Annotated in this window: 22 protein-coding genes; 10 read left to right on the forward strand and 12 right to left on the reverse strand. The window is 44.0% G+C overall.

The window, feature by feature from the left end; translation table 11 throughout:
* Positions 1-34 precede the first annotated feature (34 nt).
* The 4 genes from WJM94_RS07930 to fhuB are packed head-to-tail and all read left to right on the forward strand — an operon-like array spanning position 35 to position 5,846.
* The gene (locus WJM94_RS07930) at positions 35-2,122 is read left to right on the forward strand and encodes a TonB-dependent siderophore receptor (RefSeq protein ID WP_444493707.1); all 2,088 of its coding nucleotides are present in this window, start codon (positions 35-37) and stop codon (positions 2,120-2,122) included.
* A 54-nt stretch (positions 2,123-2,176) separates the two neighbouring features.
* Positions 2,177-2,962 (forward strand): ABC transporter ATP-binding protein, encoded by a 786-nt coding sequence (locus WJM94_RS07935; RefSeq protein ID WP_444493708.1) that lies wholly within the window; start codon positions 2,177-2,179, stop codon positions 2,960-2,962.
* Entirely contained in the window at positions 2,953-3,882 is a 930-nt protein-coding gene (locus WJM94_RS07940; RefSeq protein ID WP_444493709.1) for an iron-siderophore ABC transporter substrate-binding protein, read from the forward strand. Before WJM94_RS07935 ends, WJM94_RS07940 begins: the two co-directional genes overlap by 10 nt.
* The gene (gene fhuB / locus WJM94_RS07945; RefSeq protein WP_444493710.1) at positions 3,879-5,846 is read left to right on the forward strand and encodes a Fe(3+)-hydroxamate ABC transporter permease FhuB; all 1,968 of its coding nucleotides are present in this window, start codon (positions 3,879-3,881) and stop codon (positions 5,844-5,846) included. The genes WJM94_RS07940 and fhuB overlap by 4 nt, the downstream gene beginning before the upstream one ends.
* A 48-nt stretch (positions 5,847-5,894) precedes the next feature.
* Here the strand turns inward: fhuB and WJM94_RS07950 are convergent, their stop codons facing one another.
* The 7 genes from WJM94_RS07950 to WJM94_RS07980 all read right to left on the reverse strand — a co-directional run bounded on the left by WJM94_RS07950 (position 5,895) and on the right by WJM94_RS07980 (position 12,791).
* Positions 5,895-6,761 carry a mechanosensitive ion channel family protein gene (locus WJM94_RS07950; protein ID WP_444493711.1) on the reverse strand — a complete coding sequence of 289 codons (867 nt, stop codon included), beginning with the start codon at positions 6,759-6,761 and terminating at the stop codon, positions 5,895-5,897.
* Positions 6,762-6,985: 224 nt separating this feature from the next.
* On the reverse strand, positions 6,986-8,326 hold the full coding sequence (locus tag WJM94_RS07955; protein ID WP_444493712.1) for an HlyD family type I secretion periplasmic adaptor subunit: 1,341 nt from the start codon (positions 8,324-8,326) through the stop codon (positions 6,986-6,988).
* A complete protein-coding gene (locus WJM94_RS07960) occupies positions 8,298-10,019 on the reverse strand; it encodes a type I secretion system permease/ATPase (protein ID WP_444493713.1) in 1,722 nt (573 codons plus the stop codon). Before WJM94_RS07960 ends, WJM94_RS07955 begins: the two co-directional genes overlap by 29 nt.
* 62 nt (positions 10,020-10,081) lie before the next feature.
* The gene (locus WJM94_RS07965) at positions 10,082-10,654 is read right to left on the reverse strand and encodes a calcium-binding protein (RefSeq protein WP_444493714.1); all 573 of its coding nucleotides are present in this window, start codon (positions 10,652-10,654) and stop codon (positions 10,082-10,084) included.
* A 203-nt stretch (positions 10,655-10,857) separates the two neighbouring features.
* A complete protein-coding gene (locus WJM94_RS07970) occupies positions 10,858-11,514 on the reverse strand; it encodes a LuxR C-terminal-related transcriptional regulator (RefSeq protein ID WP_444493715.1) in 657 nt (218 codons plus the stop codon).
* 227 nt (positions 11,515-11,741) lie between these two features.
* Positions 11,742-12,410 (reverse strand): LuxR C-terminal-related transcriptional regulator, encoded by a 669-nt coding sequence (locus WJM94_RS07975; protein WP_444493716.1) that lies wholly within the window; start codon positions 12,408-12,410, stop codon positions 11,742-11,744.
* Positions 12,411-12,590: 180 nt separating this feature from the next.
* A complete protein-coding gene (locus WJM94_RS07980) occupies positions 12,591-12,791 on the reverse strand; it encodes a restriction endonuclease subunit S (RefSeq protein WP_444493717.1) in 201 nt (66 codons plus the stop codon).
* 387 nt (positions 12,792-13,178) lie between these two features.
* Between WJM94_RS07980 and WJM94_RS07985 the strand changes: the two genes are divergently transcribed.
* The 6 genes from WJM94_RS07985 to WJM94_RS08010 are packed head-to-tail and all read left to right on the forward strand — an operon-like array spanning position 13,179 to position 20,029.
* The gene (locus WJM94_RS07985) at positions 13,179-14,135 is read left to right on the forward strand and encodes an AAA family ATPase (protein ID WP_444493718.1); all 957 of its coding nucleotides are present in this window, start codon (positions 13,179-13,181) and stop codon (positions 14,133-14,135) included.
* 13 nt (positions 14,136-14,148) lie between these two features.
* Positions 14,149-15,075 (forward strand): DUF58 domain-containing protein, encoded by a 927-nt coding sequence (locus WJM94_RS07990; protein WP_444493719.1) that lies wholly within the window; start codon positions 14,149-14,151, stop codon positions 15,073-15,075.
* Positions 15,076-15,106: 31 nt separating this feature from the next.
* Positions 15,107-15,583: a DUF4381 domain-containing protein gene (locus WJM94_RS07995; RefSeq protein ID WP_444493720.1), complete on the forward strand. Its 477-nt coding sequence runs from the start codon at positions 15,107-15,109 to the stop codon at positions 15,581-15,583.
* A gap of 10 nt (positions 15,584-15,593) precedes the next feature.
* On the forward strand, positions 15,594-16,580 hold the full coding sequence (locus WJM94_RS08000; protein WP_444493912.1) for a vWA domain-containing protein: 987 nt from the start codon (positions 15,594-15,596) through the stop codon (positions 16,578-16,580).
* Positions 16,573-18,378 (forward strand): VWA domain-containing protein, encoded by a 1,806-nt coding sequence (locus WJM94_RS08005; RefSeq protein WP_444493721.1) that lies wholly within the window; start codon positions 16,573-16,575, stop codon positions 18,376-18,378. The genes WJM94_RS08000 and WJM94_RS08005 overlap by 8 nt, the downstream gene beginning before the upstream one ends.
* 7 nt (positions 18,379-18,385) lie before the next feature.
* Positions 18,386-20,029: a BatD family protein gene (locus WJM94_RS08010; protein ID WP_444493722.1), complete on the forward strand. Its 1,644-nt coding sequence runs from the start codon at positions 18,386-18,388 to the stop codon at positions 20,027-20,029.
* 100 nt (positions 20,030-20,129) lie between these two features.
* On the opposite strand, the gene WJM94_RS08015 is transcribed toward WJM94_RS08010, so the two are convergent.
* The 5 genes from WJM94_RS08015 to WJM94_RS08035 all read right to left on the reverse strand — a co-directional run bounded on the left by WJM94_RS08015 (position 20,130) and on the right by WJM94_RS08035 (position 25,123).
* Positions 20,130-21,215, reverse strand: a complete 1,086-nt coding sequence (locus tag WJM94_RS08015; RefSeq protein WP_444493723.1) for a glycosyltransferase family 4 protein — start codon at positions 21,213-21,215, stop codon at positions 20,130-20,132.
* A 357-nt stretch (positions 21,216-21,572) separates the two neighbouring features.
* Entirely contained in the window at positions 21,573-22,322 is a 750-nt protein-coding gene (gene pstB / locus WJM94_RS08020) for a phosphate ABC transporter ATP-binding protein PstB (protein ID WP_444493724.1), read from the reverse strand.
* Positions 22,323-22,382: 60 nt separating this feature from the next.
* Entirely contained in the window at positions 22,383-23,246 is an 864-nt protein-coding gene (gene pstA, locus WJM94_RS08025) for a phosphate ABC transporter permease PstA (protein ID WP_444493725.1), read from the reverse strand.
* A 22-nt stretch (positions 23,247-23,268) separates the two neighbouring features.
* Positions 23,269-24,201 (reverse strand): phosphate ABC transporter permease subunit PstC, encoded by a 933-nt coding sequence (gene pstC / locus WJM94_RS08030; RefSeq protein ID WP_444493726.1) that lies wholly within the window; start codon positions 24,199-24,201, stop codon positions 23,269-23,271.
* Positions 24,202-24,301: 100 nt separating this feature from the next.
* Entirely contained in the window at positions 24,302-25,123 is an 822-nt protein-coding gene (locus WJM94_RS08035) for a phosphate ABC transporter substrate-binding protein (RefSeq protein WP_444493727.1), read from the reverse strand.
* Positions 25,124-25,224 lie beyond the last annotated feature (101 nt).

Raw genomic sequence — 25,224 nt, forward strand, 5'->3', positions numbered from 1 at the left:
TTTTTTATTAAGCATAATTGTCGGGAATGTATTTATGACAAATAATAACTCTCTCACCATCGCGGTCCGCAAAGCGTTGGTTTGTGCTCTTGCGCCAGCAGCAGTGGTTTCTTTTATGGCACACGCACAGGAAGAGACAACTGAAATGGAAACCATCACAGTCACAGCACAAGCACTAAAAGTTGAAACACCAGCAAAAGAAACACCACGCAGTGTTTCTATCATCTCTGAAGATGAGCTGCGTGTTCGTGCTCCACAAAAGTTGGACGAGGCATTACGCTACACTCCTGGTGTGACTTCCCAACCTTATGGCTCAGACAATGATACCGACTGGTTCAAAGTACGTGGTTTTGATGCGGCAACTTACCTAAACGGCAACCGCTTATTCCGCGATGGATACTACACTTGGTTGGTTGAGCCATATGGCTTAGAGAGTGTAGAAGTTGTGAAAGGCCCATCAGCCATTCTGTTTGGTGAATCAGCTCCGGGTGGCGTAGTAAACGCCGTTCAGAAAAAACCTACGTTTACACCACAAGGTGAAATCAAAGTCGAAGTCGGTAACAACAACCACCAGTCGATTGGATTTGATATTGCTGATCAAGCGAATGACACTGGTACCATGCGCTACCGTCTGGTTGGCTTGATGACCAGTCAAGATGGTGAACTGGACGACACTGAAAATGATCGTTTCTACATCGCACCAAGTCTTGAGATCGACATTTCTGAACGCACCATGCTTACTTTATTGGCAACTTACCTTCATGATGATGGCGTGCCAACAAACCCATTCTTCCCGGCGGCAGGAACACTGACTAGCTCTAACTACGGTAAAATTGATCCATCAACGAACCTAGGACAGCCAGACTACGACAAATACGAGCGTACGCAATTCTCTTTGGGTTATTTGCTTGAGCACGACATCAACGACATTTGGACGTTCTCACAAAACTTGAACTATGGTTCAAACAAACTATACCTGAGAAGTTCTTACGTTTTCCCAAACAGCGATGCAGCGACTGAAGAATTAACACAGGGCGTTGTGTTCCGTGACGGCAAAAACCAAAGTTTCACCTTCGACAACAATGCAGTCGGTAACTGGATGACAGATAACGCCGAGCATACCTTATTGGTCGGCGTGGATTTGCAATACCACAAAACAGATGGTGATGAGCAAGACAACTACGCTTTCGGTACGATCAATCCATTCAACCCTGTTTACGGCAACTACACACCACTGGATTCAGCCAATAACATCAAGCGTGAAATCGAAAAGTCTCAAGCTAGCTTGTACTCCCAGTACCAACTCAAATTCCACGAGCAGTGGATTGGTAATGTGGGCGCACGCTACGACTGGGTCAAAACCGAGAATACAGGAAAAAGTGCAAGCGTAGATCAGAGTGAGTCTCGAAACGATAGCGAGCTATCGCTAAGCGCTGGCGTGATGTACGTTGCAGACAACGGCCTTTCTCCGTACGCAAACTACTCTCAATCGTTTGAAGTGATCAGTACCATCGACGCCGCGACAAATGAGCTATACAAGCCGCTAGAAGGCGAACAAATAGAAGTTGGTGTTAAGTATGAACCGAGCTTTATGGATGGCTTCGTTAATATCGCATGGTTTGATATCACTCAGAAAAATGCGTTGGTGACCAATCCATCAACTTGGATTGCCACCCAAGCGGGTGAAGTGACATCAACAGGTGTTGAAGTTGAAGGTGCTGCTCAGTTAACCGAAGACCTTAAACTGAAGGCAAGTTACACCTACACTAAAGCGGAAACTGACGAGACTTACGGCAAGGGAACTCAACAAGCAGGCCTTATTCCAAAACACCAAGCATCAGCATGGTTGGATTACAGCGCTTACAACTTGATCCCAGGTCTGAACGTGGGTACTGGCGTACGTTATGTAGGCGAATCAAAAGACAACCCGGCGAGTTCAGATCTGAAAGTACCATCCGTAACGCTATGGGATGCATCCGTAACATATGACATCACATCACAATGGCAGGCACAGCTAAATGTGAACAACATCTTAGACAAAGAGTTTATCTCTGGCTGCGATTACTACTGTTACTACGGTCAGTCCCGCTCTGTGATGCTAAACGCTAACTACCGCTGGTAAATGTTCCTCTTACTCCCCTCGGCAATGAGGGGAGTTTTCTCTTGAGCCCTATCCATGTTTCAACTATCTAATATCCAGATTGTTCGCGGTGGTCGTCAAATCCTCGCTATCGAACAACTCAACATCCCAACTAACGAGCTCACAGTCGTACTCGGTCACAACGGTTCCGGGAAATCTACCTTAGTGAATTTGCTCTCAGGGCAAATGGCACCAGACAAAGGCACGGTTGAACTCAACGGCCAATCTCTCGCGTCCCTAAAAACCAAAGAGTTGGCAAAGCAAATTGCGTATTTACCGCAGAAACTGCCCTCTTCAGCGGGCTTAACGGTGGAAGAACTAGTGCGTTTGGGTCGTTTTCCTTGGCGCGGAGCCCTAGGACGTTGGAATTCCGAAGATAAGCAGATTATTGCACAGGCAATGCAGCGTACCGGCGTTACACCGTTCTCTCAATCTCTGGCTGATGACTTATCTGGCGGCGAACGACAAAGAGCTTGGGTGTCCATGTTACTTGCTCAACAATCACCTATTCTCATCCTGGATGAGCCGACTTCAGCACTAGATGTTCACCATCAGTTTCAACTTATGGCATTACTTGCTGAACTCAATAAAACCGAGAACGTTGGTATCATCGTTATCCTTCACGATCTGAACTTGGCATTACGCTATGCAACCCACATTGTGGCTCTCAAAAAAGGTCAAATCGCTTTTGAAGGCAATGCCGAAATTCTTCTCGACGAACAACGTTTGTCCGCACTTTATGAGTCGCCAATTACTCTGATTGACCACCCTGCTCCGGCTGATACGCTTGCCAGTCGTAAGGTAGCGGTTGTATGTGCCTAGTTCTTCGTCTACTGAAGTACCTTAGCGGTACGGCGATCCTTGTGGGAGTGATGCTCTCTCAGTCTCAAGCCGCGATAACCATTACCGACGCCTATGGCACCCACACATTTGAGCAAGCGCCCCAACGTGTGATCGCCTTAAACTGGGATATTCTCGAACAGGTTCTTGCGCTAGACGTAGAACCAGTAGCAGCACCGAATTTGCCGGGATACCGCCAGTGGGTCGTTAACCCATATGCTCCAGAGTCGATTGAAGATATTGGCACACGAGCAGAGCCTAACTTAGAGAAAATTGCCAGTTTGAACCCAGATGTGATTTTAGCGGCATCTCCACAGCAGGACTTAATCCCACTGCTTAAGCAAATCGCTCCCGTGATCTACCTACCAAACTTTTCGGGAAAGGAAGAGGCAGCAGACACCGCTATTCGCCACTTTCGTACACTGGGCAAACTGTTTGAAAAGCAGCCCCTTGCGGAAGAGAAGTTAACGGCTTTATTTCGCTCGTTTGAACAGATGCGTTCTCGAATCTACCAGCATTACCCAGAACAATTAGAAGTACTAGTGATGCGTTTTTCTACTCCTAATTCGGTGTTTCTTGCTACAGAAAACTCAACCACTGACTATGTGGTTGAACAATTGGGCTTAAATAGCCCAATAAAAGAACCTGCACGCGCTTGGGGTATAAAACAAGATCGTATTAACCGTCTTCAGGATCTCAAAGATAGTTACATTCTTTACGTGCAGCCTTTTCCGCAAGAAAAAAAATTGAAAGACTCACCACTTTGGCAAGCGATGCCATTTGTGAAAGAGCAACGCGTTAATTCCGTGAGAGCCGTTTGGGCATATGGTGGTGCAATGTCTCTGCAGTATATGGCCGAAGCTATCACCGACAGTTTGATTGAGTTGGCACCAAAACAATGAGAATAAAACAATACATCGGATACCTAACGCTGATTTTATTGCTTAGCGTTTTGAGCCTGCAACTCGATACGAGCTTAACAACAACTGAACAGTGGAATTTGTTAACACAACAACATACTGCGAGCGAATTTCGTGACGTATTCTTCATGCAGTCTCAGTTGCCTCGGCTGTGTATTACTTTACTGGTAGGCGCAATGCTTGGTTTAACCGGTAGTTTGATGCAGCAATTAACGCAGAACAACTTAACCTCGCCGCTCACATTAGGCACCTCATCCGGCGCTTGGCTCGCGTTGGTCGTAGTCAACATCTGGTTTGTTGACTGGGTTGCTGATTACTCGGCTCTGGCTGCAATGACTGGTGCACTTATCGCGTTTGGATTGATCGTTTCTATTGCTGGCATTCGTAATATGACCGGATTGCCTCTCGTCGTATCGGGAATGGTAATTAACATCCTGCTTGGCTCAATCGCCACAGCCATTGTCATCCTTAACGCACAATACGCACAAAATATCTTCATGTGGGGTGCCGGTGACCTGACTCAATACAACTGGGACTGGTTTGAATGGCTATTGCCACGCTCAGCAATCGCGCTAATTATTTTTCTTATTGCCCCGCGTATACTCACGCTCCTTAAACTCGGGCAGGAAGGTGCTGCAGCAAGAGGCTTAGCCGTACTTCCAGCCTTTGGCGCACTAATAGTTATGGGAATCTGGCTGGTCTCTGCCTCAATTACGGCAGTGGGTATCATCAGCTTTATTGGTTTGTTAACACCAAATATCGCTCGTGCTATGGGGGCAAGAACGCCTCGCGATGAATTGATAAGTAGTTTGCTACTTGGAGCTGTATTGCTGCTCGTGACAGACTCTGTCGCCATCACGTTGAGCCTCTGGTTGGAAGAGACAATCCCTAGTGGCGTTGCAGCCGCTGTCATTGGAGCCCCTGCATTGATATGGTTTACCCGTAAAAAGCTTACTGCGACCGATCAGCTCAATCTTTCGATGAGCCAAGGCAAGGTTCAGATATCAAAACTGACGATTTGGAGCATTATCGCGCTAAGCGTCGCTGGCATGCTTGTCTATACATTGGTTACTCATGGCTCTAATGGTATCCAGATAGCACTGCCAGGTGAATTTCAGTGGCAGCTACGTTGGCCACGTATGATGACTGCACTATCAGTCGGCATCGCACTTTCTGTAGCGGGGAGCATTTTGCAGCGTATTGTTTATAACCCTTTAGCCAGTCCAGATATTCTTGGTGTCTCCTCTGGCGCAACATTCGCCATCATTATCACCGGAGTTATTTCTGGATCTATACTGTCTTCCTTTAGCTGGGGGGTTGCTTTTGCCGGTAGCTTGGCGGTATTGATACTCCTTCTGATTATCGGTAAACGAAGCCAGTTCAATCCTTCCAACTTCGTCTTATCCGGAATTGCGCTATCCGCACTTCTGGACGCGTTAGTCCAATTTGCCCTAGCTCAGGGATCAGGTGACAGCTATAAAATCCTTTTGTGGTTAACTGGTTCAATTTATCGAGTAACGTCCCAAACAGCAATTATGCTGATGATTTCAGTATGCGTACTGGTTATCGGCGTGCTAGCTATTTCGCGATGGCTGACCTTAATTTCTATTGGACGTACATTTTCAAGTGCACGAGGTTTAAACCCTTCGAATGCCAACACCGTGATGCTGACTATCGTTGCCTTGTTGTGTGCATGTTCTACCGCAACAGTAGGCCCAATTTCATTTGTGGGCCTAGTTGCTCCTCACATGGCAATAATGCTGGGCGCGAGAAAAGTAGAAGAACAACTTTTGGTTGGCAGTTTAATCGGTGCGACACTCATGCTTTGGGCTGATTGGCTAGGTCAGATGGCCATTTATCCAAGCCAGGTCGCGGCAGGTACCTTAGTCGCAATTTTAGGTAGTACTTACTTCCTATTCCTGATGCTAAAAAGTAAGTTTAACTAAACAAAACCCGCTATCGATCATAGCGGGTTTCTTTTTCGTGGAGACCGTCTACGACGGGTCTTTAACGCCTCTATTCACCTCTAGAGGAAAACGCTGCTCATAAAGATCCATAAAGTCTTTACGAATCAAGTGCTCCAAGTGATTGGCTTTATCTGTTGGGCAGAAGATCATCATGTGAACTATCTGTTCACCAGTCGCGTTGCTAGATATATGAATGTGTGGCTCTGCGCCAGGTAGATCGACACCAGCGTGCTTTTCAATCATAGCGTTATAACGATGAGCAACATCACTGAAGTAGTGACAATGCTCCTCAATTTTCTCGGTTAACGGCGTCAACAACGGATACAAGTTCACAAAGTCCCTGACCACAACAGAAAAGTTGTGGTAGACGTAGCGCTTCATAAAATTGAGATTTTTCACTGGATAAGTGAAAAACATGCTATTTGGTAAAGTAGCGGTTTTACCTGTGTAATGATATTGACCATGGTGTAGATCGATTTCTTGAATCACAGTTGCCATCATGTTGTGCTCAATCACTTCACCACATAACTTGCCCACTTCAATCCAGTCACCTACTCGGAAAGATCGTGAACTTGCTCTTTGAATGGAGCCCGTAAAACAAAGAATAATTTCTTTTGAAGCCACCACTATGGCAACAGCAATCGCTGTAACACTTAACGCGAATTCGCTAATTTCAGATTGCCAAAGCACAAAGAGAATCAGCAGAGTGATTGTAAAGGTGCCATTTTTCGTCCTCGACATCCAACTACGCTGTTTTTCGGTAAGTAACGCATGCTCCCCACGGATCATGGCGAGAATAGAACGACGAACAAACCACGCCGCTACAAGAATTAACGTGGTAAATAACATTTTATGGGTGAGCAGAAAATCAACAACCAACAGTACTTTCTCCATTACCCAGCTCCCTTTTGATTAGATTATTATTTTTTGATTAGGTACATACCCGTGGAGAAAGCAACCATAGCAAATTATCTGGTTGGTTGTCCGTGCTAACGCACTTTAAATTAAAGAAATTTTTACTCAAATGAGGTCAATGAGTTTGATTCACGGTAAATATTTGAAGTGGTGTGGTTTTGAAGAAAATTAGATATTAAGGGGGAAGACAGCCCCCTTGATGGTTACTCTTCTCGAAACGCTCGGTTCATACTTTCTGTCAGTGGTTTTAGCAAATAACTCAGCGGTGTTCGGGGCTCTGACAGAATAAGAACTTCGGCATTCATTCCTGAAGTGAGGCGATATCTTGCAGTATCCTCTTCAGAAATAGCAATTCTGGCCAAATAGAAATCTTCTCGATTCTCATCAGAAAGCTTATCAGCTGAAATGGTCAGCACAGTACCCTCCAATGGAGCCAGACTACGAGCGTTAAAAGCGGTGAGTCGAATATGCGCTTGTTGGCCAACATTGACCAAATCGATATCTTGAGGATTCACTCTAGCTTCCACCAATAGCTTGTCATCTTGTGGAACCAGTTCTAATAAGGTCTGTCCCGAACCAATAACGCCTCTTTCAGTAAAAACCTGCATATTAACAATACGACCAGAAATAGGAGCTTTGATCGAAGTCCTCGCCACAATATCCTGAGCCGAATGGTATTCCTCACGAACAGCCACCATACCTGTTTGGGTATCTCTTAGCTGTTCAACAATTTCATTAAGTCTCTCAAGTTTCAACTCTTCTATCTGGGCCTGATTCTCATCAAGTCTTTTACTGACCGTCAACGATTGTCTATCTAGTTGACTAAGATCGCTCCTGACTTCAGCCGCAAGACGCTTAAGTTGTAACAAGGTTGATTTACCTGAAAAACCTTTTTGAACCAATGCTTGGTTACTGTCTATTTCCTCTTCAATAAAAGTAAGTCTTTCTCTTTCAATGATTTTAGTTTGCTTCAAGTTTTCTAGCTCTAGGTTCGCTCCGGTTATACTCTGCTCAATAATACTTAGCTTGCTATCAAAGAAACGTTTTCTGGCCTCAAATATATTGTTTTGTACCAATTGTGCTTCGCGCACAACTTCCGTTCGAGTGATGGTATCAAAGTCATCTGACCAAATGATCGTCGGCAGATCATCTAACTCTGAACTTAAACGATTTTCTTTGGCTAGTGTATGGATGAACTGCCCACTTAGCGCATCCAATTTAGCCACAGGTTGACGCTTGGAGAGTTGAATAAGCAGTTGGCCTTTCTCTACCAGATCCCCTTCTTGCACATAGAGTTTGTCTATAATCCCACCTTCCAGATGCTGGATTTCTTGCCGTTTAGACAGAACGGATAAATCACCGTATGCTATTGCTGCACTTTCTAACTTTGCGGTCGCAGCCCAATAACCTAACCCACCCATAAAGAGAATAGTAGCCACCACGACAAGCAAAATAGGTTTTCTGAAACTTAGCAGGGGTTCGGGGCTATAGCGATACACTCTTTCAGTAGATAGCTTACTGACTGCTGGCAGTTGATTGCTCATTTGTCACCCTTGGTATATCTGTTTTATCTTTACCCATTAAACGTTTCAGCACTTCATCACGTGCGCCATATAACTGAACGCGACCATCTGCCAAATAAAGTAACCTATCCATCTGTCTTAGAGTGCTCGCGTTATGCGCTATTACAATAATGGTTGAACCTTGTTCTTTTAAATGCTTAATCAGGCGCTGAAACGCAGCCTCACCTTCACCATCAAGGTTGGCATTTGCCTCATCGAACACCACTACTGATGGTTCACCATATACCGCACGTGCCAGAGCAATTCTCTGTCGTTCTCCTCCAGATAAGCCCCTGCCATTTTCTCGAATAGCAAAGTCGTAACCTTTATTTTTTTTGAGGATTAACTCATGGCACCCAGCCAGCTGCGCGGCTCGAATCACTTTTTCTGGATCCTCTTCTTTAAACCGGGCGATGTTCTCTCTAATCGTGCCCGGGAAAAGTTCTACTTCTTGCGCAAGATAGCCAAAATGAGCACCACGATCTTCAGGAGCCCAGGTCGAAACTTCCATACCATCCAACGTCACTTTTCCCGCAGAAGGTTTAATATTTCCGAGTAGCAACCGCGCTAATGTTGATTTGCCTGTACCCGAAGGACCGATAAGTCCAATCGAAGATCCAGCCGGAATAGATAATGAAATTGACGAAAGTACGGGTTCTGTTGAGCCAAAATGTCGATAAGTGAGTCCTGTCAGCTCATACTGTCCCTGAGGTTTAGGTAACGGCATATCAGACTCATCTGGTCGAACAATTTCATCAATCTCCATTAAGCGTTGATATGAATGCCTGGCTGACATCGCGCCTCGCCACGTACCGATCGCTTGTTCCATAGGGGATAACGCTCTGCTCATAAGAATTGAACTGGCGATCATGGCACCAGCGGAGATTTCATGTTGAATAACCAACCATGCTCCGCCACCAAGTAAAAAAACCTGCAGTGTACTGCGAACAAATTTAGACAAATTGGTGATATAAATAGTTTTCCCTGCCACCTTTTCTTCAAGTAAATTGACTTGGCCAGAACGCGATTGCCACCTTTCCAGAAACGCATTCATCATTCCCATTGCAAGAATAGAGTTGGAGTTTTGAGTAGCGAGTTCAGCGTCATTTATTTGGGATAAAGCTTTAACTTCACTTTCTCGGATTGTTTTTTTGGCCATAAACTCATTGAGTATACCCAAACCGAAAAGAACGATTGAGCCCAACAAAGCGATATGCCCCAACGAAGGGTGAAGCAAGTATACGAAAAATATAAACAACGGCGTCCAGGGTGCGTCCAGCAAAGGGTAAGGAGCTTGGCTACTTAAAAAACCTTTGATGTTTTGGATGTCTCTAAGCACTTGAGAAGTGAAGCTTTTGCCAGTATGAGATTGATGTTGAATGCTGCGTTTAAGCATAAACACTGAGAGTGTCGTATCCATCCAGTACCCAAACGACTTGCTCATCTGGGCTCGAGCAATATCAACGACGGACATAGTAAACAGAGCCGCTACTACAATAACAGTAAGCACAGCTAATGTGTCAATAGAGTAGGATGAGAGAACTCGGTTGTACACTTGCATCATGTACAACGGAATAGAAAGAATGAGCAAATTGATGAAAAGACTGAAGCCAATTAGCAAGCTAATCAGTGCGAATAGTTTATGTCGAACTGCTTTGAAAACCGTTTTCTGCACGATATTTTCCGTATATATCGAAAATACAGAGCGCTAGAATACCTAGCACTCTGCCAAACATCCTAGATAACAAATAAATCAGCGCCGTAGGTGTCGATATCTGTCTCTGTAATACCAATAAGTTTCACGGTTAAGTCTGCACCGTCAGTAAACACTGCATTACCAGCCGCATCGTAGCTAAAACTTAAGTCAGCAAAATCAGTTACTGTGGAACTGTTAATACGAATGGTATCTTCACCGATGGTAAAGTCAGCGATTTTGGCTTCGCCATGGCCACCAAATTTATCAGTAAAAACAAATACGTCATTACCAACTCCACCAACCATAAAGTTGTCACCGGAACCAGCAACCAGTATATCGTCACCGACACTGCCATTTAGCGTATTGTTACCAAGTAGCCCTAGCAATATATCATCGCCAAAGCCTCCGCCCAGATAATCATCACCGGTGCCACCTTTTAGAATATCGTTGCCAGCACCACCTATTAGGCGATCATTACCAGCACCACCTATCAATAAGTCGTTACCACCGCCGCCTACAAAAACGTCATCACCGCCGAATCCAATAAACAGATCATTACCACCCTCGAAGTCAGAGATTTCATCTACTCCTGGTGTACCTATATAAATGCTCATTTGTCACTCCCTTTGCCTAGGCTCAATAATTGATTAGACCTTTTTCTCTGTCTGATTAGGATTATTTACAGACATGTGAAGTCTAGTAGGCAAGTGAATGTGCACGAGTTTGAATAAGGAATGAATTTTAAAGCTAATACTAATTTAATGATTTACAAAACGTAGTACTTTATTTCTCTCTTATAATACTACTGTTTCTAATACTACAAATTCCGTTTTGCCCAACTCGTTGCTTGAGTTCTATTCTTTACTTCTAATTTTCTAAATATGTTATATAAATGTGATTTAATTGTGTGCTCGCTTATAAATAATGAATCAGCAATCTCCATATTAGAACCGCCATCTTTTAACATTTTCAGTACTTGTATCTCCCGTCTCGTCAGTTCTACTTCTACTGCCGGTTCAACAATAGGATCTGTTTCTTTTCCTTTATAATAACTCACCAACTGCTCTAGAAGCTTACGAGGAAGCCAGTTGTCGCCTTGGATAATAGCGCTCAAACCTTGGCATACTCTGCCCATGGAATCTTTGGGACCGAAAATACCTTTAACATTAGGCCAAGAGACTAATTCTTCAATAGCGAGATCATAGCCAAGATTAAACATGACCGTTCCTAATGCTTTATTACTATTTTTTACATAAACTAAAGTTTCAGAATTCATATCAACAGAAAAATCGACCAATAGAAAATAACGTTCTGGAATACGTTCCTGATAACTAGGGCTTTTAGAATCTAAGATTGTTATTTTTGTCGCAATATTTTTAGAAAGCATTACTTTGAAGTTTTCACTCTGTAAGCTCTGTTGGGTTATCATTAGGACTTCAGGCTTTTCCGTTTGCTGTTCCATAATGTGTCTCATACTTTCATTGACTTAATATCCATGAATTAGTAGTAAATCATTAGCTACCTAATTCCTCTAAGTAATATGATGGATAGAGTAAAGTTATTTCGTTTGGTTTAAAATTCAAAAAATATTAAAAGTAGAAACAAAAAAAGCGTTTCTCATAAAAGAAACACTTTTTCATTACATAATGAACCACCAAACATAAGTCAACTCTAATTTAGCATTATGATAATTTTGTAAATTTAGACTGACATCGAATATTCTGAAATATTTTCTTTTGCCCAAATAAGTGCCTGAACTCGATTTTTAACTTCAATTTTCTTAAAAATATTGTGTAAGTGCGTCTTCACTGTGTTCTCACTAACAAATAACTGCTCGGCAATTTGCTGATTCGATGCTCCCATCGAAAGAAAAGTAATTATCTGACGTTCTCTTTTTGTCAAAATCGTTGGGGCATTTTTGTTAAGGGGTCTGCTGTTCTGGCGTAAGTGAGTTATGTATTGCTGAGAAAATTCGCGACTGAACCACATATCCCCTCTTAGAATCTTGTCGATACCTGTTTGCAAGGTTTGGATATCATCTGACGTATAAAAAATACCCGCTAAAGTATTCCAGATAAACAGATCATCGGTAGAAATGGATTTGTCACAGTTTATGAGAATTTCCCGAATCCCTTTCACTTCAGACTCCTTAAAATCCATATAACGAGAGTGCGTATCTTCGGTAACAATACTGAAGTCTAAAATGATGGCAGATATATGTTGACCCTTGACGGATCGGTTAGCAAGGTTTTCTGGAGTTATCAAAATAACGTTTATACCAAGTTTCGTTTCTAAAACATCTTTCAACAAAGACGACTGCAAACTTCCCTCAGTAATTAAAATGATATTCCTAATATTATGACGCTCCATCCCGCTTGCATTCCTTAGTCATTTAGATTGAATTTGTGTAATAGATTTGGGTAGAGCGCTAATATTGTCAAGTATGAAAACAACTAGTACTTGTTATTAATAGGTTGATACTTCTATGGTTTTTATTTAGTTGGCGATATTGATAAAATTCAAAAAAAGGGAGTTAACACTCCCTTTTTATCAATGGATTGGCACTGCGTTCTTCTGATTGAACTGACCAAAATGTTGCTCTAGAACCTCCGGCGTCAGTTTACCTTCAGCTTCAAGTTTCTTAAGCTCAGCTACGATCGCCTTTTGCTCTTCTAGTGAAGGGAGCTTTACTTCTTCTTCCTGAGCAACTTCTTGAGAAATTTGCTCGAGCTCTTGTTCGAAGTCATTCATAATACTTACCTAAATTTAGTCATTGAACTTTTAACTTTGTCTATTCTATCCAAGTCTGGCGGCTGACGCTACCAAGCATCCAGACGACATGAGCTGAAATGACGGAATAGTCAGATTGTCTCTTCCCAACTACCTGAATACCAACCTCTCTTGTCACCGCCTACAATTCTCTATTCAAAAACCAGAGTCATAGCCCATTATTAGATGAAACAGATACAACACATTGTCATTCTGAGCATTTCCTTGATCTTTTCGGCTTGCAATCTTTTGTAGCAACCCAATATTGAAAAGATAGTTTTCATCCTCGCTCTGGAACTTTTTCCTGATGGCGAATGACCAATACTGACAACCAAAATCAAAATCAAATGGATATCGAGAGTCCACAACATGCATAAATCTAACTTCGAAACTCTTCAACGATACCTAGAGTCTCAAATCATTGGCCAGCAGGATCTGGTCAAGCAATTATTGATTGCCCTACTTGCTGACGGGCATATTTTGGTCGAAGGTCCTCCTGGATTAGCAAAAACACGTGCCGTTAAATCATTGTCAGACTGTGTTGAAGGTGACTTCCACCGCATTCAGTTCACTCCCGATTTGTTACCAGCCGATTTAACTGGTACAGATATTTACCGACCAGAAACAGGCAAATTCACTTTTCAGTCAGGTCCTATTTTCAACTCGCTCATTCTCGCTGATGAAATAAACCGAGCGCCAGCGAAAGTTCAGGCTGCCATGCTTGAAGCCATGGCAGAGAAACAGGTGACTGCAGGACGACATACCTATCCGCTGCCGGATTTATTCCTAGTTATGGCGACTCAGAACCCCATTGAGCAGGAAGGTACTTACCCGCTTCCAGAAGCACAACTCGACCGATTCTTGCTGCACTTAGAAGTGAATTACCCTGACGCAGAGCATGAATTAGCAATTTTGCGCATCAACCGTGGCGAAGCAAAAGGCGAAGCAGCGCCCGAACGTCCTAGCATTAGTCAACAAGATATCTTTACAGCACGAGAAGAGGTGCTCGATATTCATATGGCTGAGACAATTGAGCAGTACATCGTACGTCTCGTGATGGCTACTCGCCAAGCCAGTGGCTATGACAGCGAATTAGATAAATGGTTGGCAATGGGTGTCAGCCCTCGCGCTACCATTGCCCTCGATCGTTGTGCTCGCGCTCATGCCTGGTTAAAGGGACGTGATTTTGTTTCACCAGAAGACGTGCAGACGATGGCTTATCCAGTGTTGCGTCATCGCCTGTTATTGAGTTATCACGCTCAAGCTGAGGGCATTACCGCGAATCAAGTCATCGACAAGCTACTTAACCTTGTAGGAAGTGCGTAAACAGGTAAGTGATATGTCTGTAATAGATCCATTGCCACCTCATGCAAATGGGGTGACATTAACACTCGAAGAACTGCTGCATTACCGAACTCAATCGGTACGCTGGTTACCACCCGCACAAAGCATTTGGTCACAAATGAGTGGCAACCATACCAGCCGCCAAAAGGGTCGCGGTATGGACTTTATGGAAGTACGTCAATATCAAGCCGGAGATGATATTCGCAGTATCGATTGGCGAGTAACCGCACGTACAGGTAAAGCACACACTAAACTGTTTGCCGAGGATAAAGAGCAAGCCGTGATTTTGTACATAGACCTGAGCCCCAGCCTGCACTTTGGTTCACGTTATGTCCTAAAGTCTGTACAACTGGCTCATTTTGCCAGTGTGTTAATTTGGCTCACCCTAGCGAAAAAAGACCGTATCGGCGCAGTCATCGATGATGGTCAGCAATGTTTGGAATTTCGCCCCTCTTCACTGCAAAAGCAGGGACTTCGTATTCTCAATGCCATACTCAGCACACACAATGCGCAATTCTCTGCTAGTGAAAAAACTGACGAACGCTCTATGCCGTATTCAGTGGTATTCGAAGCACTTCATACGTTAACACCAAAAGGCAGCGAGCTGATCTTGCTCAGCGATTTTGCACAGACGGGCGAAAAAGAGTTAGCGCAATTGCGCCGACTCAAGCAACACAACAGCGTGAGAGCCATTCAATTTTATGATCCTTTAGAACGAGGAGAAACAAACTTCCGAGGACAAGTAAAAGCATCTGACGGTCACCGGAGCCAATGGTTTAATTTCGGCTCAAAAGGACAAAGGAAAGAGCTCGAATCGCACTTTACAAATCACCAAAAATCCATCAAGCATCTATGTCATTCGATGGCGATTCCATTTAACAGCTTGTCCAGTGGCTCTCCATTGATTCAACAATTAAGCTAGCAAGCCATAATTAACTTAAGCAGTAACAACAATGACAACAAATACCCAAAGCCTAAACCTTGAACCATTGATATTGCCTAACGCCCCAGAGTGGTTCCCACTTGCATGGGGTTGGTGGGCTGTATTAGCGGGCATCTGTATTATCGTTTTGAGCTTATACCTTTACTTTAAATGGCGAACCAAGCGCCTGCTTGCCAAAAGAACCGCTTTAAAGCTTTTAACGCATTCTGTAACACCCCATACGCCTTCTTCCGCTTTGGAGATCTTACGTCAGGCTGCGTTGAGCTACTTCCCTCGTGAGGATATCGCCCCGCTGACTGGATCAGCATGGTATGAATTCCTTGATAATCATACTGACGAAACCCGATTTGTAGACAAACAACAACAGTGGCAAGCCGCGTTGTATCAGAAATCCCCTTTAGGGCAGCATCAAGATCTCATTGATGATTGTGCTTTCTGGATTAGCCACGCATTGCCGCCGAAGAAAAAGGCCAACACCCGTGACTGAAGCCTCATTCATGACGGACATTAACCATTGGTTGAATATTGAGCTTGTCTGGTGGTGGGCACTCTTTTTGTTGCCCTTACCACTGCTGATATATAAGCTTTTGCCACAAGAAAGCCATCAAGCAGAAATTAAGCTGGCTTATCTGCCTGGCAACACACACCACGGTAAGCCCAAACAATTACTGCAAAAATCCTTGTCCATTGGTATTTGGACTCTGATGGTTATCGCCTGTGCACGTCCCGTGTGGTTTGGTGAACCCGTAGAGTTTCAACCAAAATACCGTGACTTGATGTTGGTCGTAGACCTTTCGGGTTCAATGCAAAAAGAGGACATGAACGTTGACGGTGAGTACACCGACCGACTCAGCGCCGTGAAAAAAGTCTTGTCTGATTTTGTTGAGAAACGTAAAGGCGATCGCTTAGGTGTTGTATTGTTCGGTGACCACGCCTATCTTCAAACTCCCCTGACGGCAGACAGGGAAACGGTCATACAGCAAATCAACCAAACAGTTATAGGTTTAGTAGGCCAAAGAACGGCAATGGGCGACGGTATTGGCTTAGGAACCAAAACTTTTGTCGATAGCAATGCACCTCAGCGTGTCATGATTTTACTTAGCGATGGTAGCAACACGGCAGGCGTGCTTGATCCGGTTGAAGCTGCAGAAATTGCGAAAAAATATAACACCACCATTTATACCGTTGGCGTTGGTGCCGGTGAAATGATGGTGAAAGACTTTTTCATGACTCGTAAAGTCGATACTGCTGCCGATCTTGATGAACAAACCTTAACCAAGATTGCCGAACTAACTGGAGGTCAATACTTCCGTGCAAGAGATACAGACCAACTTGAAAGTATCTACGAGACCATTAACCAATTAGAACCCGTCTCGAGCGACACACAAACATGGCGACCTCAATCCGAGTGGTTCCCATATCCATTGGGCAGTGCTCTGTTGCTTTCTGTATTGTTATTCTTCCTAAGGAGAAAACATGGCTGAGTTTATCTTCCTCAATCCATATTGGCTCATTGGACTTATTGTGATACCTATTGGGCTGACTTTAAATAGCAAGTTCGCAGCCAAAAAGTCTTCCCTGATTGCACCGCATTTAGCCAAAATACTCGGACATTCAGTGCAATCGAAGCACTACTTTATCATTTGGGGAATCTCATGGTCCTTGGCCTGTATTGCACTGGCAGGACCAAGTTGGCAATCCAATGAACGTCCGAGCTTTAAATTGAGTCAAAATCGTATGTTGGTGCTTGATATGTCACGCTCAATGTACGCTACGGATATAAAACCGAGTCGACTCGCGCAAACACGTTATAAAGCTCTGGACTTACTGCCAAACTGGAAAGAAGGCTCAACAGGTCTTGTCGCTTATGCAGGTGATGCATACAGCTTGAGTCCGCTCACGACAGACTCAAACACATTAGCAGGAATGATAGAGAACCTATCACCTGAGTTGATGCCTTTTCAGGGCTCAAATCTTCCCGCAGCAATTGCGTTAGTGTTAAATCAGTTCTCTCAGGCAGGAACCAATCAAGGTGACATCATTCTTTTGGCTGATGATCTCGACGATTCAGAACTGGATAGCGCACTGGAGTTATTAAAAAATAAACGTTTCCGAGTGTCTGTACTTGCGATCGGGACAGCAAACGGAGCACCGATCGCGTTGCCAGATGGCTCTCTGCTCAAAAATAATCAAGGCACAACTGTCGTCGCTAAAACAAACCTGAAAAACTTACAGAAGTTAGCCAATAACACAGGCGGGCTATTTGTCCCGATTCAATATAGCAATCGTGACGTCGAAAGCATCGCCGCTTTTACCAATAATTCGAGTAGCCTTGCAGCCAAGCAAAACGACGAAGTGAAAACTGGCTCTCGAATGAACGACGGGTTCTGGCTATTGCCATTGTTATTGCTGCCTGCCGCGCTGCTATTTCGACGTGGTGTAATTTGGCTATTTATCGCAGGACTCACTCCTATGACTTGGACAGCTAAAGTTGAAGCAAATCCATTCCTAAATGGAAACCAACAAGGTTCGCAGCTCTATCAGCAGGGGGACTTTGAAAAAGCACAAAGCCTTTTTACTGACCCAAATTGGAAAGGGGCTGCGAGTTATCAGGTCGGTGACTACGAGTCTGCTATCAAAGCATTTGCTGATAATCCATCCATTGAAGGCCGCTATAACCTTGCTAATGCTCTGGCACAAAATGGTAATATCGAAGAAGCCGGAGACTTATACAAAGCCTTAATTAAAGAAAAGCCTGATTTCGACGCTGCAAAGAAAAACCTCTCAGTTGTAGAGGAGAAACTGAAGCAACAGCAGCAACAGCAGCAACAGCAGCAACAGCAGCAACAGCAGCAACAGCAGCAACAGCAGCAACAGCAGCAACAGCAGCAACAGCAGCAACAGCAGCAACAGCAGCAACAGCAGCAACAGCAGCAACAGCAGCAACAGCAGCAACAGCAGCAACAGCAGCAACAGTCTCAAAGTGACAAAAACCAAGAGCAAGGTCAGCAGTCACAAAAACAGCATGACACTGAAAATAAAAAAGAAAACCAACAAGCCGAGCCCAAACCCGTCAAGCCAAATGAAGACAAATCTACTGAGCAAGACGGCCAAGCGATGAAGGTACAAGCTGGACAACAAAAGTCGCATCAGGATGATCCTGAATTCCGTCGTTTAGAATCGGTGGAGAGTGCCCGAGATCCAAGCTTTTTGATTCGTGCACAAATGCAGCTGCAAGCACAGCAAAAACAACGTCCGCAACAATCTCAGAAGGAGTGGTAAGCCAGTGATGAAAAAAGGCGTAAAACTGGTCTTTGTTCTTTTGGCCAGCCTATTATCTAGCGTTTCAGTTATGGCTCAAAGTCTGGAAGCGAGTGTTAATAAAACTCAAGCCGTTAAAAACGAAGTGATCAATCTAAGAGTGATGGCCGACACAGAACTAAGCTCCGATGCGATCGATTTCAGTGTATTAGAAAAAGATTTTTTCTTAGGGCAACCTCGTTATGGACGCTCTAGCAATAATATAAACGGCCGTAAATTTTTGCGTACTGAATGGAGTATTGCTATTGCACCGATGAAGGAAGGCATCTTAACCATTCCAAGCTTTTCAGTAGATGGCATGAGTACGGAGCCGATAAAGCTGCACGTTACCGCAAGTCAAGCGGAACCGGATCTCGAGGATCTCTTTAGCTTCACAATGAGCGTAGACAGCCATACTTTGTACCCGCAGCAATCCGCGAATTTACGTATGCAGCTCATTATCAAGGCGGATACCCGACGTTTAGATAATCCTAAGATCGTTCCCCCTAGCATTGAAGGCGTGAAGCTTGAACCCGTTGGTGAAATGCAGCAAGGTCAACGTGTCATGGATGGCCTTGAAGTAACAGTTGTAGAGCAATCTTTTCGTTTAACCGCCGAAAACGCGGGATCTTACACACTAAACGGGCCTCAACTCACAGGTTCGTACATTTATGGAGATAGTTTGTCTGGCTCCACCAAGATCATGCCTATCAAAACCACAGTAGAGCAAATGCCTATTACGGTAAAAGCTATTCCGAGTGAGTTCCAAGGCAAATGGTTACCCGCGTCAGCGTTAGAGATGACGCAAAGCTGGCAGGACGACAAAGGCAACAAGTTGACACCAAATGCGTTGAACAAGGTAAAACAAGGCTCATCGGTTACACGTACTATTCAAATCAAAGCACGAGGTACCCAGGCAGAGTACTTACCTAGGGTTGTAATGGAGTATCCAAGTTCACTGCGTGTATACCCAGAGCAGCCGAAGTTTGAAACAACAACAGATGGTATGGTCGTAATGACACTTAAGCACGTCATCATACCAACCGAAGCAGGCTCGTATACGCTGCCAGGCTATACGCTTCAATGGTGGAACAGTAACCTAGACGAAGCCAAAACAACAACGCTCGATTCTCTCAAGCTCGATGTTGAACAAAGTGATATTGGCTTGATTACGTTGCCAGAAGCCTCAATACTTCAAACGCCAGCATCGGATGCACTCCCTACTCCGCAATATGGCGTCAGTGAGAGTTGGAAAGTCCTCACTTTTGTCTTTGCCGGACTATGGGCAGTGACATCCATCTTCATGGTTGCGGTTTGGAAAAAGCGCCCCGTTGCCACTCATGCAAAAGAGGTACAACTACCAAATTCGCTTAGCGTAGAAGGGCTCAAGAAAACCATCAGGGAAGGCGATGCTGCAAAAATTGATCGGGTCATTAACGAGTACTTAGATGCCAACCGTGAATCGTTGAATTCAGAAGTCGTGGAAGCGGTTAAACGGGATCTTGAAGTAATGAATCAAGATCGTTTCAGTGCTAAACAACAACCCTGGAGCCCCGAGTCTCTTTTAGCCAATGTCCAGCGTCTAGCGAAAGGCAAAAGAGCGAAATCTACCCCTCAGCTCGAAAAGCTATAAACGAAAAAAGGCAGCTGATTTAAGCTGCCTTTTGTCAAAGTGCTAATATACCCAATCGACTTCAGGATGCAGGATTCAGAGCGTTGTTTGGGTATAACGATTACTTAGCGATAACCCTTTGAAATAGGCCTTCCATATCATCAAGCATTCTGGTCAGACTGCAACGCTCTATCGCCACTTTATATGCTCGTTCCGCATAGGTTGTACGTAGGTTTGGATTCTCAATGAGTGTCTCGATAGCCTGTTTAAGGTCGTCACTGTCTTTGATGTTTACAATCAATCCATTCTGTTCATGCTTGATCAAGTCTGTAGTACTGCCCACATCGGTAGTAATAACAGGAAGTCTACACAACATTGCTTGCATCATTGCCTGCGGTAAACCTTCGAATCCATAAGATGGAAGGCAGAAAATATCCATTGCGCGGAGGTAGTCACCAACGTTATTGACTTCACCAGTAAAAGTTACTTTATAGGGAAGTTCAGGGACGATAGGCTCCAATTCATCTCGTTTAGGACCGTCTCCAACAATTAACAAGTGAACATCATTCCGACCGAGTTTTCTCAGGGCTTCAACTAAACAGTCATGTCCTTTCCATGCGCGCATTTTTGCCACTATGCCGATGATGATTTGATCTGTAGGAAGGTTAACTAATTCTTTGCTTTTCATGCTATCCGTCGTTGGAACGAATAGAGCTTCGTCACTTCCTGTGGGAATCGACTTCATTTTTTCTAGTGGAATATTATTCTCTCGGTTGAGTTGTTCTCTTAGTCTTTCTCCAGCAGTAACAATGAAATCACAGCCTCTACTATAGAGCCATAATGTTGCTACATCGTTTCTTATCGCAGTTGAGATGTGTCTAGTTCTGACTACTTTGGGGCGGTTGCGACTAAATAAAAGGCTAACGGCAACTAACCAACTGTCTGTTGAACTATGGGTATTGATGACGTCAAATCTCTGAGCAGAGAGGTATTTGCGCATGCTTAACATGCCGGTAAGCGTTTTCTTATTAATTGGTAACGGTTGTACAGGAATCCCAGCTTCAGACGCCTTTTTAGCCAGCATTGAATTTCCTGGGCATGCAATAATGACATTGTGGCCTTTTGCGATCATTCCAAGGGATTCATTCAAAACACGAATTCCTTGCCCTCCCCAGCCTTTAACTGATTCAGTGTGCAGTATTTTCATCTAGTTACTCTTATTATTTTTTAAACTACTAACGTTCACATTGTTACAAGCGAAATATTTTCAATTTAATTTCTATATTTTTAATAGCTTAGTTCACTATTCTTGCAGGACAAATTTTAAGACTTAGACAAAAGTCTGAGTCTTTGACAAAAATCCGTCTCAATGGGCTCTAAAACTCTAATAGAGTAAATAAGTGATTCAGAAATAAATTGGCTATTGTCGACCAGGTAAAAAAGGGGGAAATGACGTATATGCAGGCGAAAGAGAGGTATGTACAGAGCAAAAAAAGCCCCTCATATAGAGGGGCAAAGTTACCATCGCTTATAGTTATGTTGTTATGTCAGTAGATGCCTTCGATTAACCGAAGTCACCGTTTACGTAGCCTTGAGTTCGGTCGTCTTGTGGGTTGTTGAAGATAACTTGCGTATCGTTATGCTCAACCAATTCACCCATCAGGAAGAACGCTGTTCGATCTGAGATACGACGCGCCTGCTGCATTGAGTGAGTTACGATAACGATGGTGTAGTTCTTCTTCAACTCTTCCATCAGTTCTTCAATTTTATGCGTCGCAATTGGGTCAAGTGCCGAAGTTGGCTCATCCATTAGGATCACATCAGGTTCCATCGCGATCGTACGTGCGATACACAGACGCTGTTGCTGGCCACCAGAAAGACCAAAAGCATGCGATTTCAGACGATCTTTCACTTCATCCCAAAGAGCAGCACCACGAAGTGAACGCTCTACCACTTCATCAATGTACTTTTTGTCTTTTACACCTTGAGCGCGCAGGCCGTAAGCCACGTTCTCATAGATGCTCATTGGGAATGGGTTCGGCTTCTGGAAAACCATACCTACTTTGATACGAAGATCCGCGACATCAATGTTGCCGTAGATGTCTGCACCATCCATTGCCAATTTACCCGTGATCTTAACGCCCTCGATAAGATCGTTCATACGGTTCAAACAACGTAGAAGTGTTGACTTACCACAACCTGACGGGCCAATTAGCGCCGTTACCTGACGAGTTGGAATAGGCAGGTTGATCGATTTCAGTGCTTGGTTTTCGCCGTAAAATAGGTCTAGGTTTTCAATATCAAACTTGTTCATGTTCTTAATCTCTTAAATCTTGAATTCGTGTCTTTTAACGTGCGTTCTTAATTTGTTTTGTTAGTAAGTTGCAGTGTTAAAACGTCTTGCAATCAGTTTAGTCACCATGTTGATCAAAAGAACAACGACGATTAGCACTGTTGCCGTACCGTAAGCCTGATTCCATTCCTCAACGGTAAACAGTTCGGTAGTGAGTTTGTAAAGGTGAACGGTTAGCGTACGACCTGAATCTAATAGAGAATCAGGAATACGAGCCACCATACCTGCTGTCAGGAATACTGGAGCAGACTCACCAATGACACGACCAATACTTAGAATGACCGAGGTTAAGATACCTGGCATTGCACTTGGTAGAATCAAACGCCAGATAGTGTAAATTTTAGAAGCACCAAGGCCATATGAGCCTTCACGGTATGTTTGTGGTACTGCCATTAATGCTTCTTCCGTTGTACGGATGATAACTGGCAGAATCAGAATACTTAGCGTTAGTGCACCCGATAGAATCGAGAAGCCGAGGCCAAGAATTGCCACGAAGAAAGTCATACCAAACAGACCGAAGATGATCGACGGTATACCTGCCAGAGATTCAGTACAGAATCGAATCACTTTCACCAAACGGCTACCCACTTTTGCGTATTCAGTCAGGTAGATTGCTGTCATGATACCCAGCGGTGCAGCCACTGAGATAGAAGCGATAACCATGTAAATGGTAGACACGATCATAGGGAAGATACCGTGTTCGTCACCAGTACGAGTGTAGTTATCAGAAATAAACTTCCAGTCTACGTGTTGTAGACCGTTCGATAGGACGTACCAGATGATCCAGAATAGGAAACCTACCGTTAGTGCTGCCGAAATCCAAACCAAAGCGCTGAAGACGTTATCTTTGAACTGGCGAGCTTGTTTTAATTTTGCGCGATCCATAATAGTCACCTTTAACGAGCGATTACTTCGCTTTTTCTCGGTTTAGGTAAAGAAGTACAGCGTTTAACGACATGATAAAGACCAGAAGTACCACACCAGTTGCGTACAGTGCGTTCGCGTGAACACCACTTGCGTAAGACATTTCAATCGCAATGTTAGCAGTTAGCGTACGAGCTGAATCTAGAATGCCTTCAGGCATCGCTGGTGCGTTACCCATCACCATGATGATTGCCATCGTCTCACCCAAAGCACGACCGATACCAAGAATCACACCAGTCATAATGCCTGAACGAGCTGCAGGAACGAGCAGTTTGAAAATTGTGTAAATTTTTGAAGCGCCTAGTGCCAGTGAGCCTTCTTTGTATGCGCGAGGCACAGCACGAATAGACGTTTCAGATACCGTAATTACGGTCGGTAGAATCATAACCCCAAGAACGATAATACCTGCCAGAATCGTGTTACCCGCTGGCACGTCGAAAATATTCTGAATTAACGGAACGATAATCACCAAACCGAAAAAGCCGTATACCACTGAAGGGATACCAGCTAATAGTTCAACCGCTGGACGGATAACGTCAGCCAAACGCTTAGGAGCGATTTCAGCGATAAAGATTGCAGTCAATACACCGACAGGAACACCCACCATAACTGCACCAGCGGTAGAGACCACAGAAGCGACAATCATGGTTGCCACGCCATAAAGCGCAGGTGGCAGCCAGTTTTGGCCAAATACAATGCCCGAAATCCCTGCTTCTTGGAACGCAGGAATGCTCTCTCGAATGATGAAGTATGCGATTACCGCTAACGATACGATACCGATAACAGCACTGGTTAGGAACAAGCCGTGGAAGATACGCTCTTTCCAGTCTACACGACGTTTTTCGCGTAGTCCCGGCTTGCTGATAGCTTTGGCGTCAGTATTCATAAGCTTTTCACTATTTGTTGCGATGGTCATTTAAAAATCTCACGGTTCTGGTCTTTAGCCGATGAACGCTATGGATGAAAAGGCTCAGCCCTAAATGGCGGGCTGAGCAAACTTAAGAGTCCCGATAGGATTAGTGAACTGAGATGTAACCGTTTTGGTCAACTAGTTTTTGAGCATCTTCAGTAAGCATCCAATCTAGGAATTTTTGAGTTTCAGCAGATGGCTTGCCTTCTTTGTAAAGAACTAGGAATGGACGTGCTACTTTGTAAGAACCGTTCTTAACGTTAGCAACTGTTGCATCAACATTGTCGATTGCTAGTGCGTGAACTGTGTTGTCAACAGTACCTAGAGAGATGTAGCCGATTGCGTATGGGTTAGAAGCAACCATAGTTTTTAGCGCACCGTTACCGTTAGCAACTTGAGCACGTTGAGAGATAGCAGAAACTTCCTTATCAGATACTTTCATTTTAAGAGACATGATGTCTTCGAATGCACCACGAGTACCAGACGCTGTGTCACGAGTGATTGCTACGATTGGCTTGTCTTCACCACCAACTTCTTTCCAGTTAGATACTTCGCCTTTGTAAATTGCAGTTACTTGCTCAGCTGTTAAGCCTTTTAGATTGTTTTGTGGGTTAACAACCACTGCGATACCGTCACGCGCAACAACTTCTTCGATAAGAGTTGGCTCTTTTTCAGAATCTTTTAGGTCGCGAGAAGACATGCCTAGATCTGCAGAACCGTTTTTAGCCGCTTTAACACCAGCTGATGAACCAGGGCCTTGAACCTCGATAAATACTTCAGGGTTCTTTTTCATGTATGTTTCAGAGAAAACTTCCATCAGTGGAGTTACGCTGCTAGAACCCACAGCAGAGATAGTTTCTTTAGCAGAAACAGAAGTCACTGCCATTGCGCCTAGAAGTGCGATTGCACCGATTACTGTCTTTTTCATCACAATTTCCTTAAAGTGGCTTTATTGCCGTTGTGTTTCACTTGAACGGTGCCCACTTTAGAACCCAAATGTGACAGTTGTGTTTCACTTAATTGAAGCCT

It is taken from the genome of Vibrio sp. YIC-376 (genome assembly GCF_052353105.1).
Taxonomy (GTDB): domain Bacteria; phylum Pseudomonadota; class Gammaproteobacteria; order Enterobacterales; family Vibrionaceae; genus Vibrio.